Origin of the sequence: Pedobacter nototheniae (assembly GCF_004335085.1) — a bacterium.
GTDB classification, from domain to species: domain Bacteria; phylum Bacteroidota; class Bacteroidia; order Sphingobacteriales; family Sphingobacteriaceae; genus Pedobacter; species Pedobacter nototheniae.
In genome coordinates this window covers 88,656-106,077 of sequence record NZ_RQRS01000018.1, presented here as the reverse complement: position 1 = coordinate 106,077, position 17,422 = coordinate 88,656, and the positions used below count along the sequence as shown (strand labels likewise).

The 17,422-nt window shown below is 36.6% G+C and carries 15 protein-coding genes; 11 read left to right on the top strand and 4 right to left on the bottom strand.

Features of this window, described 5'->3' with window-relative positions:
* Positions 1 to 1,118 precede the first annotated feature (1,118 nt).
* Positions 1,119 to 1,373 carry a hypothetical protein gene (locus EHC72_RS16015; RefSeq protein ID WP_131538714.1) on the top strand — a complete coding sequence of 85 codons (255 nt, stop codon included), beginning with the start codon at positions 1,119 to 1,121 and terminating at the stop codon, positions 1,371 to 1,373.
* Between the two features lie 57 nt (positions 1,374 to 1,430).
* On the opposite strand, the gene can is transcribed toward EHC72_RS16015, so the two are convergent.
* The 3 genes from can to EHC72_RS16000 form a co-directional block, all read right to left on the bottom strand.
* Positions 1,431 to 2,087 carry a carbonate dehydratase gene (gene can, locus EHC72_RS16010; RefSeq protein WP_131538713.1) on the bottom strand — a complete coding sequence of 219 codons (657 nt, stop codon included), beginning with the start codon at positions 2,085 to 2,087 and terminating at the stop codon, positions 1,431 to 1,433.
* Positions 2,088 to 2,093: 6 nt separating this feature from the next.
* On the bottom strand, positions 2,094 to 3,698 hold the full coding sequence (locus EHC72_RS16005) for a SulP family inorganic anion transporter (RefSeq protein WP_131538712.1): 1,605 nt from the start codon (positions 3,696 to 3,698) through the stop codon (positions 2,094 to 2,096).
* Between the two features lie 157 nt (positions 3,699 to 3,855).
* Positions 3,856 to 4,200: a hypothetical protein gene (locus tag EHC72_RS16000; protein WP_131538711.1), complete on the bottom strand. Its 345-nt coding sequence runs from the start codon at positions 4,198 to 4,200 to the stop codon at positions 3,856 to 3,858.
* A gap of 131 nt (positions 4,201 to 4,331) precedes the next feature.
* On the opposite strand from EHC72_RS16000, the gene EHC72_RS15995 reads away from it, so the two are divergent.
* The 6 genes from EHC72_RS15995 to EHC72_RS15970 all read left to right on the top strand — a co-directional run bounded on the left by EHC72_RS15995 (position 4,332) and on the right by EHC72_RS15970 (position 11,243).
* Positions 4,332 to 5,567, top strand: coding sequence for a porin family protein (locus EHC72_RS15995; protein WP_131538710.1), 1,236 nt, complete (start codon positions 4,332 to 4,334; stop codon positions 5,565 to 5,567).
* Between the two features lie 31 nt (positions 5,568 to 5,598).
* A complete protein-coding gene (locus tag EHC72_RS15990) occupies positions 5,599 to 7,140 on the top strand; it encodes an acyl-CoA carboxylase subunit beta (RefSeq protein WP_131538709.1) in 1,542 nt (513 codons plus the stop codon).
* An 83-nt stretch (positions 7,141 to 7,223) separates the two neighbouring features.
* Positions 7,224 to 8,405: an MFS transporter gene (locus EHC72_RS15985; protein WP_246029443.1), complete on the top strand. Its 1,182-nt coding sequence runs from the start codon at positions 7,224 to 7,226 to the stop codon at positions 8,403 to 8,405.
* A gap of 105 nt (positions 8,406 to 8,510) precedes the next feature.
* Entirely contained in the window at positions 8,511 to 8,945 is a 435-nt protein-coding gene (locus tag EHC72_RS15980; RefSeq protein ID WP_131538708.1) for a GNAT family N-acetyltransferase, read from the top strand.
* 42 nt (positions 8,946 to 8,987) lie between these two features.
* Positions 8,988 to 10,106 (top strand): M42 family metallopeptidase, encoded by a 1,119-nt coding sequence (locus tag EHC72_RS15975; protein ID WP_131538707.1) that lies wholly within the window; start codon positions 8,988 to 8,990, stop codon positions 10,104 to 10,106.
* Positions 10,107 to 10,172: 66 nt separating this feature from the next.
* Positions 10,173 to 11,243: an NAD(P)H-dependent flavin oxidoreductase gene (locus EHC72_RS15970; protein ID WP_131538706.1), complete on the top strand. Its 1,071-nt coding sequence runs from the start codon at positions 10,173 to 10,175 to the stop codon at positions 11,241 to 11,243.
* 56 nt (positions 11,244 to 11,299) lie between these two features.
* Here the strand turns inward: EHC72_RS15970 and EHC72_RS15965 are convergent, their stop codons facing one another.
* Positions 11,300 to 11,692 (bottom strand): hypothetical protein, encoded by a 393-nt coding sequence (locus EHC72_RS15965; protein ID WP_131538705.1) that lies wholly within the window; start codon positions 11,690 to 11,692, stop codon positions 11,300 to 11,302.
* Between the two features lie 207 nt (positions 11,693 to 11,899).
* Between EHC72_RS15965 and EHC72_RS15960 the strand changes: the two genes are divergently transcribed.
* From EHC72_RS15960 to EHC72_RS15945, 4 genes are all read left to right on the top strand, one after another.
* Complete coding sequence (locus EHC72_RS15960; RefSeq protein ID WP_131538704.1) at positions 11,900 to 14,317, top strand: alpha/beta hydrolase family protein; 2,418 nt, start codon at positions 11,900 to 11,902, stop codon at positions 14,315 to 14,317.
* A 146-nt stretch (positions 14,318 to 14,463) separates the two neighbouring features.
* The gene (locus tag EHC72_RS15955) at positions 14,464 to 15,357 is read left to right on the top strand and encodes a DnaJ C-terminal domain-containing protein (RefSeq protein ID WP_131538703.1); all 894 of its coding nucleotides are present in this window, start codon (positions 14,464 to 14,466) and stop codon (positions 15,355 to 15,357) included.
* A 3-nt stretch (positions 15,358 to 15,360) separates the two neighbouring features.
* Positions 15,361 to 15,663: a chaperone modulator CbpM gene (locus EHC72_RS15950; protein ID WP_131538702.1), complete on the top strand. Its 303-nt coding sequence runs from the start codon at positions 15,361 to 15,363 to the stop codon at positions 15,661 to 15,663.
* Positions 15,664 to 15,759: 96 nt separating this feature from the next.
* The gene (locus tag EHC72_RS15945) at positions 15,760 to 17,331 is read left to right on the top strand and encodes a helicase HerA-like domain-containing protein (protein WP_131538701.1); all 1,572 of its coding nucleotides are present in this window, start codon (positions 15,760 to 15,762) and stop codon (positions 17,329 to 17,331) included.
* Positions 17,332 to 17,422: the final 91 nt, after the last annotated feature.

The window sequence follows — 17,422 nt, the reverse complement described above, 5'->3', positions numbered from 1 at the left end:
CCTGGGCGTAATCGGAAAGGATAGTAATTTTAATTGAAAGTTAGTTTAGCAATACGCTTAAAACACTAACAAGTCCAAACCACTGTTCCTTCGTTAACCTTTAAATCGGCATGGTCAATTATTCGGGAAGCAAAAGCAAAGCCTAGCCACTGCCTTAAATAGAAAAATTGCGAGCCGACAATTTTTGGTTCTTTTTGTTGTCAAAAAGAATAAAGCCCCCGCGGCAGCGGATAAAAGAATTGCATTAGGATCATAGCTTTATATTAAAACCATATAAGACATTTAAGATCATTTAAGTATCGTTTTTTTTTGCAGACTGAAGCGAGGGGCGTGAAGCAAAACATCATAACTATCTACTGTTGGTAAGATTGCTTCGTGCCTTGCAAAAACGATAACGAAAATATTATGAACGTTGTTATAGCAATACGCTTAAAACACTAACAAGTCCAAACCACTGTTTTTTAGTTAAGCTCCAAATCGGCATGGTCAATTATTCGGGAAGCACAAGCAAAGCCCACCTACTGCTTTAAATAGAAAAATTGCATTAGGATCATAGCATTATATTAAAACCATATAAGACATTTAAGATCATTTAAGTATCGTTTGTTGCAGACTGAAGCGAGGGGCGTGAAGCAAAACATCATAATTATCTACTGTTGGTAAGATTGCTTCGTGCCTTGCAAAAAACGATAACGAAAATATTATGAACGTTGTTATAGCAATACGCTTAAAACACTAACAAGTCCAAACCACTGTTTTTTAGTTAAGCTCTAAATCGGCATGGTCAATTATTCGGGAAGCACAAGCAAATCCCACCCACTCACTTTAACAGAAAAATTGCGAGCCGACAATTTATTAATAGTTGTTTGTTTTTTATTTGTATTAATGAGCTCGCAGAAATGCTCGGTTTTGGTTCTTTTTGTTGTCAAAAAGAATAAAGCCACCGCGGCAGCGGAATAAAGGTTTGTCTTGCCAGACAGGCGTCGTACCTTTTTCTATTTTATCCCGATGAAATATCGGGGATGCCATTTCAATAGGGTTTAAATTTTGCAGACAGTCTGCAACTCTTTTAAAACCAATCTATTTTTTTCATGTTCTATATTAATAATACTAAAACCATGAAAAACGAGAATAATAAAAACCTGCGAGATAAAGAGTTGGAAAATAATGCCGATCGCTCAAACATGCCCGATCATCAGGTACCTCGCCACCGCAGCAACGATAACGAAAGTAAAAATAAAGTTAAAAGTGAAGCCGGCAACCTGGCACGCGATTTTGGTAAAGGAGATTTCGGATCAGAAGAAGCCCGAAGTGATGCAGGTAAGGGCAATAAAGGCCATGCAGGTAATATGCCCAATACGGAGGAAAAGTAAAAAAGCCCCAGCATACGCTGGAGCTTCCCGAACTAAAAAATACATCTATGGGATGTTTTAACTTACCTTAAAAGCAGGCGATACATCTTCAAGCCCCTTAGTGGTTACTTTAAGATCTTTAATTATACCTGTTTTTAAGCTGTATACCCACGCATGTACAGAAAGCTCCTGACCATTTGCCCAGGCACTTTGTATAATGGAGGTATTCATAATATTTGCAGCACCTTCAATGGCATTTAATTCTACTAAACGATCAAATCTTTGTTCAGGATCTTTTATCGTTTCCATTTCGCGGTCGTGCATACGGTACACATCGCGGATATTACGTAACCAATTATCAATAATACCCACCTGTTTGTTGCCTAAAGCGGCTTTAACGCCACCGCAACCATAATGACCGCAAACAATTACATGTTTTACCTTTAATACATTTACAGAATAATCCAATACAGAAAGCATATTCATATCTGTATGTACCACTACATTGGCAATATTACGGTGAACAAAAATATCACCTGGCCTGGTATTAGTAATTTGATTGGCAGGAACGCGACTATCAGAGCATCCAATCCATAATACAGGCGGACTTTGTCCATCTGATAGTTTATCAAAATAGGTTGAATCTGATTTAATCATATCTTCAACCCAATCCTTGTTTCCTTTTAATAAGGTATCGTACGTTATGTCTTTTGTTTCAATTGTTTTTGCACACATATTCTTTTATTTATTAATATCTTCTACTACTTTGTTTGTTAATTTCGGAACGCTATAATGTTTCTGGATATTTTCCAGCGTTACAACAATTCCCTTTGTGTAAGCATTATGTTTGTAATTAAAAATGGTTTCCAAAACATCAGGATCAATATATCTTGAGTTTGAACCGTCAATAATTACGTTTGTTTCTTTTGGTATGTTTGTTAAAACTACTTGTATTGCTGCTTTATTTAAGAACGAAACCTCTTCTGCGAGTTTAATCCTGATGTTCTTTTTATCGCCCTCGTTTTGTATCCTATAAAAGAAGGGATTGCGCATATTGGTACGAAGCAAGTAAAATATTGATACAAGCATACCTACCGCTACACCTTTTAATAAATCGGTAAGCAATACCGCCAAAACTGTTACCACAAATGGCACAAACTGATCCCAACCTTTATGGTACATGTGTTTAAATAAGCTAATTCTGGTTAGCTTATAACCTGTAACTAAAAGTATTGCCGCCAAACATGAAAGCGGAATCATATTGATTATTTGAGGAATAAAAAGCAACGATAACAATAACCATCCGCCATGAAAAATTGCCGACATTTTTGTTCTACCTCCAGCGTTTACATTAGCTGAGCTTCTTACAATAACCGATGTCATTGGCAAACCGCCCAACATACCGCTCGTCATATTACCAATACCTTGTGCAATAAGCTCTCTGTTTGTTGGCGAAACTCTTTTGATTGGATCAATTTTATCAACTGCTTCAATACTTAAAAGGGTTTCTAAACTAGCTACAACGGCAATGGTTGCTGCAACAATATAAACGTCTTTATTGCCAATGGCAGAGAAATCGGGCATGGTAAACAACCCTAAAAACTCTCCCCATCCACCAATAACAGGAATGCTTACAATTTGATCTGGCCTTAACTGATAGCTGGTACCGGCAAAAAGGAATGCGCCAGTTACACCAAGTGCTACAACTAATAAAGGTGCTGGCACTACACTTAATTTTTTAAATTTAGGCCAAAAAATTAATATGGCAATTGATAATACACTAATTACAATTGCGGCAAGGCTTACATGACTTAATGCAGAATTAATGGCCGAAAAAGTATTTTCATTATCTTTTTGAAAGAAACCTTCATCACCTGGAAAATCCGAATCTACACCGAGGGCATGTGGTAATTGTTTTAAAATTAAAATTAAACCAATCGCGGCAAGCATCCCTTCAATAACGCTTGATGGAAAGTAATTACCAATAGTACCGGCCTTAATTAAGCCTAAAACCATTTGAAAAACACCTGCCAAAACTACCGCAAGAAGAAAAATTTGATAGCTTCCTAATTGGGCTATAGCACCTAAAACGATAACGGTTAAACCTGCCGCCGGACCGCTAACACTTAGCTGCGAACCACTAACAGACGCTACCACAATACCACCAACAATACCTGCAATTAGGCCTGCAAATAACGGTGCACCTGAGGCTAAGGCAATACCCAAACATAAAGGTAAAGCCACCAGGAAAACCACAATACTTGAAGGTAAATCTTTCTTTAAATTCTTTTTAAGAAAATATTTTTTAACATCCGAACCTGAAAAAGTCGGCTTATTCTTTTGCATAACAATATAAATTATCTAATAAATTTTAACGAAAAAAATCGCGGAAATCCACTAAAAAACAACTAATTGAGCAAGCTAAAGCACAACTGAAAAAGATCAGCTAAGAGCATGTATACTTCTTAAAAAGTTAATTTTAACAGATTAATCCCAAAAGGAATTAGACAAAGTTTGGAGGCGGCGTTGGCACCGTGGCATGATATGGATCTACATATCTTTTAAAATGCTCAAAGAAACTATTGGTGATGTAAAAGTGACCAGAAGAGAATTCGTAAGAAATTAATGGATAATTTACCTCAATTAATTTAAAGTCGGTAAATTTTGCTGTGCCTTTAGATGCATCTTTACTGCAATCATGCTCCAATTCGATTTGCATAATTACAGCATTCATAATTTCTTTATCAATGTTTGTAAAAAATACTGGTGCACCAGATATGCCCATCTTCGCAATGAAGATGCCCATAAAGGCTGCAACAATCAGATATTTATACTTTCTTAAAAACATTAATAAATTCTATTTTCACTTGTATGGTTACAAAAATAACACCATAATTGGTTTTTCAATGCATACTGCTGTAAAAAAAATGTAATATATTACAGCATTGAAATTGAATTTAAAGATTTAATTTCGCAATTATGAAGAGATTACTGTTGCTAACCATCTTATGCTCCCCTTTTTTATTATATGCACAAAATAATAATGCTCCATCTAGCTATGATCCTCACGAAATTGCCATAACTGGTTACTTACAAACACAATTTCAAAAGGCACAGTCGGCAGGAATCACCTCTTTTTCTGGTGGCGATTTTTCTGCAAATTCCGATAATAGATTTATGGTGAGGCGTGGCCGATTAAAAATAGATCGGGTAGATAATTACACCAGTATTGTTTTCCAACTTGATGCAACTCAAAATGGCTTGCAACTAATGGATGCATTTATTCAGCTTCGCGAGCCCAAGTACAAAGAGATTAAATTTACCGCTGGTTTATTCAACCGCCCATTTGGTTATTCTATCGTTTATTCTTCTGGTTATAGAGATTTCCCTGAAAGACCACGAGTATTTCAAACTTTAATGCCTCGTGAGCGAGATCTTGGCGCTCTAATTGGTTATCAGCCGCAAAGAAAATTTAAATTTTTAACGCTAGAGTTTGCTGTGGTAAATGGTAGCGGGCTAACTGCCAGAGATTACGATTCAAAAAAGGATTTTATTGGTAACATTGCTTTTAAGTTTGACAGCTTAGCAAATAAAAAGCTCCATGTTGGCTTTGGTGGTTCCATATATAAGGGCTATGTAAGAAGTAATACTAAAACTTATTACACCGCAACAAATACGGGCTACATCAGCAATACCAGCGATGATGTTTTAGGCTCTTATTTAGATCGAAATTATTACGGCGCAAATATTCAAATTCAATATGACAATAGCTTTGGCAAAACAAGTTTTAAATCAGAATATGTTGCTGGCATTCAGCCTGGTGTAGCAAGCTCTGCAGATTTAAAAGGACCGTATGCAAGTCAGAGTTTTGCCACTCAACCGATCACAAACTTATACAAAAGAAATTTTAACGGTTACTATTTCTGGCTAACGCAACAGTTATGGAAAACTAAACTCTCTGCACTTTTGGCGTATGATGTTTATGATCCTAACACAAATGTAAGTGGTACCTTAATTGGCCAACCCAATAGCCTTACTACAGCAGGAGATATAAAATATGCCACACTTGGTTACGGCCTTGCCTACCAATTAAATGGCAGATTGAAGTTTACACTTTACAACGAACATGTTGAAAATGAAAAAACTGCCATAGAAGGATTCGACCAAGATATTAAAGACGATGTATTTACCGCACGCTTGCAATACCGCTGGTAATTTTTAATTTTAAAAAATCATATCATCTAACATGGATAAGAAAATAGCTTTATTACAAGATAAAATACAACAGGCAAATCTTGGCGGCGGGCAAGCCCGGATTGATAGTCAACATAAAAAAGGAAAATTAACAGCAAGAGAACGTATTCATTTTTTAATGGATGAAGGCAGTTTTGAAGAAATTGGAATGATGGTAACACACCGCAGTACTGATTTTGGAATGGAACGCGAAAAATATTTAGGTGATGGTGTAATTACTGGTTATGGCACCGTTAATGGCCGTTTAACTTATGTTTTCTCTCAGGATTTTACTGTTTTTGGAGGCTCTTTATCTGAAACTCATGCAGAAAAAATTTGCAAGTTAATGGAAATGGCTATGAAAAATGGCGCTCCTTTAATCGGCTTAAATGATAGTGGTGGCGCCCGCATTCAAGAAGGTGTAGTTTCCTTGGGTGGTTACGCTGATATTTTTTACCGCAATGTTCAGGCTTCTGGAGTTATCCCGCAGCTATCGGCAATTATGGGGCCATGCGCAGGTGGGGCAGTTTATTCTCCAGCCATTACAGATTTTATTTTAATGGTAGAAAACACTTCTTACATGTTTGTAACTGGTCCAAATGTGGTAAAAACCGTTACACATGAAGAAGTAACATCAGAAGAATTAGGTGGTGCAAACACGCATGCTACCAAATCTGGTGTCACCCATTTTGCTTGTGCCAATGAAATTGACGCCATTACTCATGTAAAAAAATTATTAAGCTATATGCCTCAAAATTGCGAGGAAATGGCAGCAATACTTCCTTACGAAGCAGGAGATGAAAGCAGGCCTGCTCTAAATACCTTTATGCCTCAAAATGCGGCTCAGCCTTACGATATTCGAGAGGTAATTTCGGCAGTTGCCGACACGGATAGCTTTTTAGAAGTACATAAAGATTATGCTGAAAATATTGTAGTGGGTTTCTCACGGCTAGCCGGCAGAAGCATTGGTATTGTAGCCAACCAGCCCGCTTACCTTGCAGGCGTTTTAGATAGTAACTCCTCCACCAAAGCGGCTCGATTTGTTCGTTTTTGCGACTGCTTTAACATTCCGCTTTTAGTCTTTGAAGATGTGCCTGGCTTCTTACCGGGTACCGATCAGGAATGGAATGGAATTATTACCAATGGTGCCAAACTTTTATATGCATTTAGCGAAGCAACGGTTCCACGGATTACCGTAATTACACGTAAAGCATATGGTGGCGCCTATGATGTGATGAATAGCAAGCATATTGGTGCAGATATGAATTACGCTTGGCCAAGTGCAGAAATTGCGGTAATGGGTGCCAAAGGTGCAGCAGAAATCATTTTTAAAAGAGAAATTACTACAGCAGAAGATCCGCAGGAAAAATGGTTGGAAAAGGAAAAATTATACTCTGATATATTCGCTAATCCTTACCGCGCTGCAGAACGTGGCTTTGTTGATGAAGTAATTGAACCTTCGCAAACCCGTATTAAACTGATTCGTGCCTTTAAAATGTTAGAAAATAAAGTCGTTAATAATCCACGAAAGAAACACGGAAACATACCTTTGTAGAAAATAGTCACTAGCCAGTAACTAAAGCCTCATCAACTTTATCCGGCAGATTTATGACTTAAAACTTTCTATTGAAGACTGACATGCAGATTAATCAAAAATTAACCCGGGCAGATATCCTTTTAATGGCTTTTTGCACGGGCCTTATTGTTGCAAATATTTATTATTGCCAGCCACTAGTTATTTTAATTGCTAAGGATTTTAACATTACCGAAAGCTATGCCGGCCGCACAACCTACTTAACTCAAATAGGTTATGCGCTAGGGTTATTTCTTTTAGTACCCTTAGGCGATATGTTTGAAAGGAAAAAACAAATTCTTTTGATTACCGCCTTAGCTATTTTTGCATTACTAATTGCAGCAGTTTCCAAAACCTTTTTTCTGCTGGAAATAGCAAGTGTATTAATTGGAGCATGCTCTATTGTGCCTCAACTTATTTTACCGTTAGCGGCAAATTTAAGTACAGATCAAAATCGCGGTGCTAATATAGGTATGATTATGAGCGGCTTACTGGTTGGCATTTTAGCATCGAGAGCCGTTAGCGGTAGCATTGGTTTTTGGTTAGGTTGGCGGGCTGTTTATTATATGGCAGCTGCCATTTGTTTGCTATTAATTGCATTAATGGCAAAACGTTTTCCTAAAAGTTACCCCGCATTTAACGGCACCTATAAAGAATTGATGAGTTCGATGTTTAGCTATATTAAAACCCAGCCTGCATTACGCGAAACATCAATTATAAACTTTTTGGCATTTGCAATTATCAGTGCCTTCTGGACAACCATGGTTTTGTTTTTGGCAAACCCACCATTCAATTTCCAAACCTTAGAAATTGGTTTATTTGGTATTGCCGGCGCTGCTGGCGCTTTGGCTGCTCCATTAGTGGGTAAATTAAGCGATGGAAATAACCCTAGAAAAAACTTAATGATTGGGTTTATTTTGCAAATTGTAAGTATTGTGTTTTTCTATTTCACCGGAAATCATTTATACTTATTTGTAATCGGCATTGTACTTATAGATATTGCGCAACAAGCCATCCACGTAACCAATCAAACCCGTATTTATACCTTAATTCCAGAAGCTAGAAATAGATTGAACACCATCTTTATGTCGGTAAGTTTTATTGGGGCAAGTTGTGGCTCTGCATTGGGTTTATGGCTATGGGATAAAGGCGGATGGGCACTTTTTTGTTACGGTATGACTGGACTTATCCTGCTTAACGTATTAATTTATCTATTTTATGGAAAGAAGAAATTTATCAGTTCCTAAAGTTTATTCCTTGTTTTAAAATATTATATCTATCAGACAGGGAATTCATCATTTGTTTTTATTTTAGCCGTATTACCAATTGCTGTAAAGCTGAAAATATAATTCATGGTTCAAATAGAGCAGATATTTCCATCATTAACCTGGCGAATCAGACATGAAGTGATGTACCCAGATCATCCCTTTGATTTTGTAAAGCTGGAAGAAGATTTCGACGGTATTCACTTCGGTTTATATGCCGATCATAAATTAACTGGCGTGGTTTCCTTATTTTCTGAAGGAAGTATTTACCAATTTAGAAAGCTTGCAATTTTAGCCGATGTGCAAAAAAGCGGCTATGGATCTCAATTGCTCCAATATGTAATTGATTTTTGTAAAATTCAAAAAGCTACAAAACTGTGGTGCAATGCACGCGTAAATGCAAAAGAATTTTATACTAAATTTGGTTTCACCGCCACCGATCAAATATTTTTTAAAGATGGGTTTGATTATGTAGTTATGGAGTTGATTATGAGTGAGCGAAATGATACTGTTGATAAATAATTAAAAAGAAAAAATCGCCGTAATGGTGTAATTAATAATAATATGGCAAAGAAAAAAGACGAAGAAAACAAGAAAAAACATGTTCCGGTAGTGACTAAAAAATCATTACAGTTTTTTGAAGAATATATTAATAATCCTGCGCCAACTGGTTATGAGTGGGAAGGACAAAAACTTTGGTTAAATTATTTGAAGCCATATATCGATGAGCATTTTATTGATAATTATGGAACCGCTGTTGGTGTAATTAATCCAAAGGCAGATTATAGAGTGGTTATTGAGGCTCATGCCGATGAAATTTCGTGGTACGTAAACTACATTACGGCTGATGGTTTAATATATGTAATTCGTAACGGTGGTTCAGATCATCAAATTGCTCCGTCTAAACGTGTAAATATTCACACTGAAAATGGTTTGGTAAAAGCTGTTTTCGGATGGCCGGCAATCCATACCCGTCATGGTGAAAAAGAACAAGCACCTGAATTGAAAAACATTTTTCTTGATTGCGGTTGTACAACAAAAGAAGAAGTAGAAAAATTAGGCATCCACGTGGGTTGTGTAATTACTTACGAAGATGAATTTATGGTTTTAAACGATCGCTACTATGTTGGTCGTGCTTTAGATAACCGTGCAGGTGGCTTTATGATTGCTGAAGTTGCACGTTTATTAAAAGAGAACAAAAAGAAATTACCTTTTGCCTTATACATTGTAAACTCTGTACAAGAAGAAATTGGTTTACGTGGTGCAGAAATGATTGCCGAACGGATAAAACCACACGTTGCTATAGTAACTGATGTAACGCACGATACAACCACACCAATGATTAATAAAAACATTCAGGGAGATTTAGCGGCAGGCAAAGGCCCGGTAGTTTCTTATGCACCAGCAGTACAAACCAACCTGAATAAACTATTAATTAAAACCGCCGAGAAAAATAATATTCCTTTTCAACGCCAAGCTTCTTCTCGCTCTACCGGAACAGATACCGATGCTTTTGCATACTCGAACGGAGGCGTTCCATCTGCATTAATTTCATTGCCACTACGCTACATGCACACCACTGTAGAAATGGTGCATAAAGAAGATGTAGATAATGTAATTAGCTTAATTTATGAAAGCTTACTGAATATTAAAGCTGGACAAGATTTCAGAGAATTTAAATAAAACAATTAGAAAGGCAGCAATTAAATTGTTGCCTTTCTGCTTTAGGCAAAAATAATTTCAAACAAAATGTGGCACAAAACTGAAATAAGTAAACTTTTTGGAATTAAATACCCAATATTACTGGGTCCGATGGGTGGAGGTTTTTCTACTATTGATCTTTTAGCAGATGTATCTAATGCAGGCGGTTTGGGTAGTTATGGGGCTTATACTTTAACCCCCGAAGAGATTTTAACAACTGGAGCAGAAATCAAATTAAAAACCAATAAACCCTTTAATATTAATTTATGGGTAAATGATGTTGACAAAAGCCTTATAAATTACCCTAAAGAAAGCTTAGCTAAAGTACAGGCGCTGTTTAAACCTTATTTTGATGAATTAAATATTCCCCTCCCTGAGTTATCAACCAATATCCCTTCAAAATTTGAACAACAAGTTGAGGCAGTTTTCAAAATTAAACCTGCTGTTTTTAGTTTTATTTTCGGACTTCCTTCCAAAGAAATTCTAAAAGAATGTGCCAAGCTTGGTATTAAAACTGTTGGTGCAGCAACTACTTTTGATGAGGCTGCATTAATGGAAGATGCCGAGGTAAATGCCATTGTTGCTGCTGGTTTTGAAGCTGGTGGGCACAGACCTTCATTTCTTAAGCCTGCAAAAGATTCTTTAACAGGCACTTTTGCATTGATTCAACAAATAAAAGCAAAAATTAAAGTACCAGTTATTGCTGCTGGTGGGATTACCAACGGAAAAGGAATTGCTGCAGCCTTAACATTGGGTGCTGATGCGGTTCAGCTTGGCACCGCATTTTTGGCCTGCGATGAATCTAACGCTTCACCTATTCATAAATCATTGCTCCTTTCGGAAAATGTTGTTCCTACAGTTTTATCTAAATCCACGACAGGAAGAATGGGTAGAATGATTAGCAATCGCATTGCCGAAAATGTTTCCTTTGATACAGAGGTATTACCTTTTCCATTGCAAACACGTTTTTTACTTCCCCTAAAAAATGCTGCCTTAAAACAAGGTAAAACAGATTTAGTTAACTTATGGTCTGGGCAAAATAACTCAGGTTTGAAATACACCAAAACTAAAGATCTAATGGAAGCATTAATAATGGAAACCAATAATTTATTGCAATAAAATTAAAGTCATAAAAAAACCCCGAAATTTTTCGGGGTTTCACTATTTATAATTTATCACTTTCCTTCCTGAGTCCACGCAAATGGCTTTGTACAAGGGTCGCATTTATATTTTAATACTTTACCTAAGCTTTGTGCCTTATTGCCTTTTTTCACAAAAACATAGGCTAAATCAAGATATTCTTCCACTTCCTTTCCACTTTCATCTCTACCTTTTAATATTACAGAATAATATTTACCGTTGCTATCTGCTTTGTAAAATACTTCGTTAACGGTAATTTTTCTAGGCGTTTCATTATCACAGCAACTGCACCATAAAATAACAATTGGTTCTTTTTTAAGGTATGCAACCGCCGCTTCTGCTTGCGCTTGGGTTAGAGCTTCGAGCTGATCTGCCTTTGAAAAAAAAGCAGTACATAGCAATACAAAAAGTAAAATGGTCTTTTTCATATATATTATTTTAGATTAAAAAAATTAAAAAGCAAATATTATGCCTTTTGAATTGAATCAAGAATAAAGTGAGAAAAATTAGTTACAACATCCCGCACAAGTAATACGATCTTTGATGTTACATCTTCATGTAAATAAGCAGTTACCCTAACCTACAGTAAATTAAATTTTCCAATATTTGATAACCAAACATCAACAACCCCGGAAATGATTAAAAGATTACACCTCTATTTTTTAATAGCAGGCTCTTGCATCGCATTAAATGCTGCCGCCCAAGATGCCGTTAGCTATCAAACGCCACCCAAAGAAATTGCTGATTTATTACTTGCGAAACCAACCCCAGGTGTTAGCATTGATGGTAAAGCAGAGTGGATTTTATTTAGTGAGCGTAATTCTTACCCTTCAGTGGAAGAATTAGCCATGCCAGAATATCGTATTGCTGGTTTAAGGCTTAACCCTAATAATTATGCACCAAGCAGGCAGACTTATATTAATAATTTTAGTCTGAAAAATATTAAAACCAATCAAACATTTCCTGTTACTGGCTTACCGGCACCACTTTATGCAGGTAATATTAGCTGGAATCCATCACAAAGTAAAATAGCTTTTACCAATACTACCCAAAAAGGTGTTGATTTATATATTATTGATTTAGCCTCAAAAAAAGCTACAAAAGTTAACAAAGCTTTTTTAAACGTAATTTTAGGAAGCGGAGTAACCTGGTTAAACGATCAAACTGTAATTTATCGTGCTGTAACCAAACCTGCAAGTGCAGCACCTGCAAAACCTTTAATGCCTAAGGGCCCAACTATTCAACAAAATTTAGGTAAGGCAGCCCCTAGCCCAACTTATCAGGATTTAATAAAATCGCCCTATGACGAGCAGTTGTTTGAATTTTTCGGCACTTCGCAACTGGTAAAAAATACCGCTGGCGTAGAAACCCCAATTGGCAAACCTGCAATTTATGGCTCGGTGAGCCTATCGCCAGATAAAAATTATATGATGATAGAAACCATCCGCAAGCCATTTTCTTACTTGGTATCTGCTGGGGGCTTTCCTTCTACAGTAAGTATTACGGATTTAAATGGCAAAAAGGTAAAAGTACTTGCAGAACTTCCATCATCAGAAGGCACGCCTTCTGGTTATGATAATACACAAAATATTCCTCGCAGTTTCGACTGGCGTGATGATGAACCTGCAACCATAACTTGGGCTAAACCTTTAGATAGCGGTTTAATTAAAAAAAATGTGCCCTTTCATGATGCAGTTTACGCTTTAAGTGCGCCTTTTACTGGAAATGAAAAAGAATTATTTAAAACTGAAACCCGTTATCGTGGTGTACAATGGGGTGATGCCAATTTAGCCTTAATCTCTGAAGGCTTACGTAGCAAACAAACCAGTAAAATAAGCCGCTACAACCCAACAACTGGTGCTGTAGAAGAATTATATAGCCGCAACCAAACTGATGCATACGGAAACCCAGGATCTCCGGTTACAACTAAAAATAAATATGGGCGCCAAGTAATCCATACGGTAGATAATGGCACCAAGTTATTAATGAATAATCCAGTAGGATCATCAGAAAAAGGTGATTTGCCTTTTCTTGCGAAATTTGATCTATCAACAAAGAAAAATGAAATTATTTGGCGCAGTGCCGAGGGTACATATGAGTATGTAACTGATGTTATTGATCCTGATAAATTGGTATTACTTACCCGCAAAGAAAGCCAGAAACTAGTTCCAAACTACTATATTAAAAACTTAATTTTAAGAGTAGCTGATCGTCCAATTACTGATTTCAAAAATCCTTATCCATCGTTAGAAGGCATTACAAAAGAGAAAATTTCTTACAAGCGTGCTGATGGAGTAGATTTAACTGGCGATTTATATTTACCAAAAGGTTATAACAAAGATAAAGATGGTCCTTTGCCAACTTTAATTTGGGCTTATCCACGCGAATTTAATTCAGCTGCTGATGCTGCACAAATTCGTGGATCGAAAGATAAGTTTACAACCATTAGCTGGGCTTCGCCAATATTTTGGGTAACTCGTGGATATGCCGTTTTAGATAATGCTGAAATGCCGATAGTAGCTAAAGATGGAAAAAAACCTAACGATACTTTTGTAGATCAGTTGCAATTAAATGCAGAGGCAGCCATTAATAAACTGTCTGATTTAGGCGTTGGCGACAAAAAACGTATGGCAGTAGGTGGCCACAGTTATGGTGCATTTATGACGGCTAACCTTTTAGCACACACCAATCTTTTTGCCGCAGGCATTGCCCGCAGTGGTGCATACAACAGAACCTTAACGCCTTTCGGTTTCCAAAATGAAGAACGTACATACTGGCAAGTTCCTCAGTTGTATTATGAAATGAGTCCATTTAGTTACGCTGATAAAATTAAAACACCACTTCTTTTAATTCATGGCGATAGTGACGATAATCCAGGTACTTTCCCTATCAATAGCGAACGCTTATTTAATGCCATTAAAGGTGCTGGCGGTACAACCCGATTTGTATTTTTACCATACGAAGCACACAGTTACCGTGGTAAAGAAAACCTTTTACATATGCTTTGGGAGCAAGATCAATGGCTTGAAAAGTATGTGAAAAATAAAAAATAACACATCCCTGATACAAATTAAGATGCCCCACATTGGGGCATTTTTTGTATGCTTAAAATTCCATCAGCAGTTATTGCGCATCTATTTTTTTGCCTACATTTATTCCAGCAAATTGAACATAAATCCAACTTATTTGTTAAGCTGTTATGGAGTACGTAGACTATTATAAAATTCTAGATATAAATAAAAATGCTTCAGCTGATGAAATTAAAAAGGCCTACAGAAAGCAAGCCCGCAAAAACCATCCTGATTTAAATCCAGGAAGTGAGGAAGCAAATAAAAAATTTCAGCAAATTAATGAAGCCAATGAAGTTTTAAGCGATCCCGAAAAAAGAAAAAAATACGATAAATACGGTAAAGACTGGCAGCATGCCGATCAGTACGAAGCCCAGCAACAGCAGCAAAGGCAATATCAATCACAAGGAGGCAATAGTGGCTACTCCAGTTATGCTGGAGGTTATGGTGGAGACGATTTTTCGGATTTCTTTTCTTCTATGTTTGGTGGCGGTGGTAGAAGCAGCAGACAATCTCCTTTTAAAGGGCAAGATTATAATGCAGAGTTACAACTAAATCTTTTAGATGCCTATACTACTCATAAACAAACACTAACGGTAAACGGCAAGCAAGTACGTATTACCATACCAGCAGGTGTAGAAAATGGACAAAAAATAAAACTTTCTGGCTATGGTTCTGCAGGTGCCAATGGAGGTCCTCCGGGAGATTTATACATCACCTTTAAAATAAGTGAAGACCCTAGGTATAAACGTAAAGGCAATGATATTTACATTCAGGAGGATATTGATTTATATACGGCTTTGCTTGGTGGCGAAAAAATAGTAGAAACCTTAACAGGAAAAGTTAAATTAAAAATTGCACCAGAAACACAGCCCGATACTACATTAAGGCTAAAAGGTAAAGGTTTTGCTGTTTATAAAAAAGAGAATCAATTTGGTGATTTATACATTAAATGGCAAGTTAAATTGCCTACAAACCTTAATACCGAGCAAAAAGAATTATTTGAAAAACTTTCTAAACTCTAGGCTATGAAAAGTAATCTAATATCGATAGAGGACATTTGCATATTTCATAAAATAGAAATAAAATTTGTTCAATCTTTAGAAGAGTATGGTTTAATCCAAACTACAATCATAAAAAAAACAGTTTTTCTTGACCCTGAAGAATTGGCCAAGTTAGAACACTACATTCGTTTACATCAAGAGTTAGAAATTAACTTAGAAGGCTTACACGCAGTTTCCCATTTATTGGAGCAAATGCAAAATATGCAAAAGGAAATAACGACCCTTAAAAACGAAATTAATTACTACAAACATTTCTACTTACATTAATCAATCGTTTGTCCAAATATTTAGTAGAAAACTAATTTTAAAAACTCAATCTTTTTAAAATTAGTTTCTTAAATTGGACGACCTAAAATAAAAAACATGAGCGATTTATCTGCTAAATTCATCGAAAAAATTAAATCATCCTACTCCCCTACAGGCTCTTATATTTATTTGGGAGCAGGTATGCTAGACGGACAGGTGTATGGCGAAGCTGAAGTAAATCTATCATTAAAAATGATGAACAGGCATGGCCTTGTTGCTGGTGCTACTGGTACAGGTAAAACCCGTACTTTGCAACTTTTAAGCGAACAATTATCTGATGCAGGTGTACCCGTTTTCATGCTTGATGTTAAAGGTGATTTATCAGGCTTAAATCAACCCGGCGGGATAAACCCAAAAATAGAAGAAAGAGCGCAACAACTTAATAAAACCTTTACTCCATCTGGCTTTCCGGTAGAAGTTTATTCACTATCAGGAAAATTAGGTGCCCAAATGAGGGCAACGGTTCTTGAATTTGGTCCTACTTTATTATCAAAAGTTTTAGATTTAAACGATACTCAAGCGGGTGTTATGGCGGTTATTTTTAAATATGCCGACGATAACAAAATGCCAATTATCGATTTAAATGATTTAAAAAAATTAGTCTCTTACCTTTCTGAAGGACCAGGCGCTGCGGAGATTAAAAGCAGTTATGGAAGCATTTCTACGGCTACATCTGGCACCATGCTCAGAAAAATTGTAGCCATTGAGCAACAAGGTTTAGGTGGTATGTTTGGCGAAAAATCTTTTGATACCGAAGATTTATTTGAACGTGTTGATGGAAAAGGAATCATCAGCCTTTTAAATATTGCCGATGTACAAAACCAACCAGTTCTATACTCAACATTTTTATTAAGTCTTTTGGCAGAATTATTTAATACCCTGCCGGAAGTTGGTGATCTAGATAAACCTAAATTGGTTTTCTTCTTTGATGAAGCCCACTTGCTATTTAAGAATTCATCAAAAGCATTCTTAGAACAAATTGAAACAATTATAAGGTTAATCCGTTCTAAAGGTGTTGGCGTATTCTTTTGCACACAATCTCCTACAGATGTTCCTGAAAGTGTTTTGGCTCAATTAGGAAATCGGGTACAACATGCTTTAAGAGCCTTTACACCTAATGACGTAGATGCTTTAAAGAAAACCGTTAATACATATCCTAAATCAGAATTTTACGAAATAGATAAAGTATTAACTTCTTTAGGAACAGGGCAGGCATTAATAACCGTACTAAACGAAAAAGGAATCCCTACTGAGGTTTCGGCAACTATGCTTACACCGCCACGATCAGTAATGGGACCACTTACGGCCGCAGATTTTGATAAACTGGTAACAGGAAGTCCAATGTATGCTAAATACAAAGATGCTATTGACCCAGAAAGTGCCTACGAAATATTAACCAAACGTATAAATGAGCAAACTGCTGCTGCAGAACAACAAAAACAGGAAGCAGAAGCCCAAAAGCAAGCAGAAGCAGATAGCAAACCAAAACCCGGAGAAAAAAGCCTTGTAGAACAAGTAATGGGCGCAACAATTACCCGTCAAATTGGGAAGGAAATTGTACGTGGTATATTTGGAATGCTAACAGGCAAAAAAACCAGAACAAAAGGCGGGGGCTTGTTCGGTTTTTAACAATTAATTTAATACCCGTAAATTACTACTTTTGCAAGATTGAACCCTAAGATACTTTAAAAATTGGGTGCTCTTACAAATAAAAAACAAT

Coding starts and splice junctions, on each gene's coding strand:
- EHC72_RS15965 (WP_131538705.1), bottom strand. CDS start 11,692: ATGAAAAAGACCATTTTACTTTTTGTATTGCTATGTACTGCTTTTTTT.
- EHC72_RS15945 (WP_131538701.1), top strand. CDS start 15,760: ATGAGCGATTTATCTGCTAAATTCATCGAAAAAATTAAATCATCCTAC.
- EHC72_RS16015 (WP_131538714.1), top strand. CDS start 1,119: ATGAAAAACGAGAATAATAAAAACCTGCGAGATAAAGAGTTGGAAAAT.
- EHC72_RS16000 (WP_131538711.1), bottom strand. CDS start 4,200: ATGTTTTTAAGAAAGTATAAATATCTGATTGTTGCAGCCTTTATGGGC.
- EHC72_RS15950 (WP_131538702.1), top strand. CDS start 15,361: ATGAAAAGTAATCTAATATCGATAGAGGACATTTGCATATTTCATAAA.
- EHC72_RS15995 (WP_131538710.1), top strand. CDS start 4,332: ATGAAGAGATTACTGTTGCTAACCATCTTATGCTCCCCTTTTTTATTA.
- can (WP_131538713.1), bottom strand. CDS start 2,087: ATGTGTGCAAAAACAATTGAAACAAAAGACATAACGTACGATACCTTA.
- EHC72_RS15975 (WP_131538707.1), top strand. CDS start 8,988: ATGGCAAAGAAAAAAGACGAAGAAAACAAGAAAAAACATGTTCCGGTA.
- EHC72_RS15970 (WP_131538706.1), top strand. CDS start 10,173: ATGTGGCACAAAACTGAAATAAGTAAACTTTTTGGAATTAAATACCCA.
- EHC72_RS15985 (WP_246029443.1), top strand. CDS start 7,224: ATGCAGATTAATCAAAAATTAACCCGGGCAGATATCCTTTTAATGGCT.
- EHC72_RS15990 (WP_131538709.1), top strand. CDS start 5,599: ATGGATAAGAAAATAGCTTTATTACAAGATAAAATACAACAGGCAAAT.
- EHC72_RS16005 (WP_131538712.1), bottom strand. CDS start 3,698: ATGCAAAAGAATAAGCCGACTTTTTCAGGTTCGGATGTTAAAAAATAT.
- EHC72_RS15960 (WP_131538704.1), top strand. CDS start 11,900: ATGATTAAAAGATTACACCTCTATTTTTTAATAGCAGGCTCTTGCATC.
- EHC72_RS15955 (WP_131538703.1), top strand. CDS start 14,464: ATGGAGTACGTAGACTATTATAAAATTCTAGATATAAATAAAAATGCT.
- EHC72_RS15980 (WP_131538708.1), top strand. CDS start 8,511: ATGGTTCAAATAGAGCAGATATTTCCATCATTAACCTGGCGAATCAGA.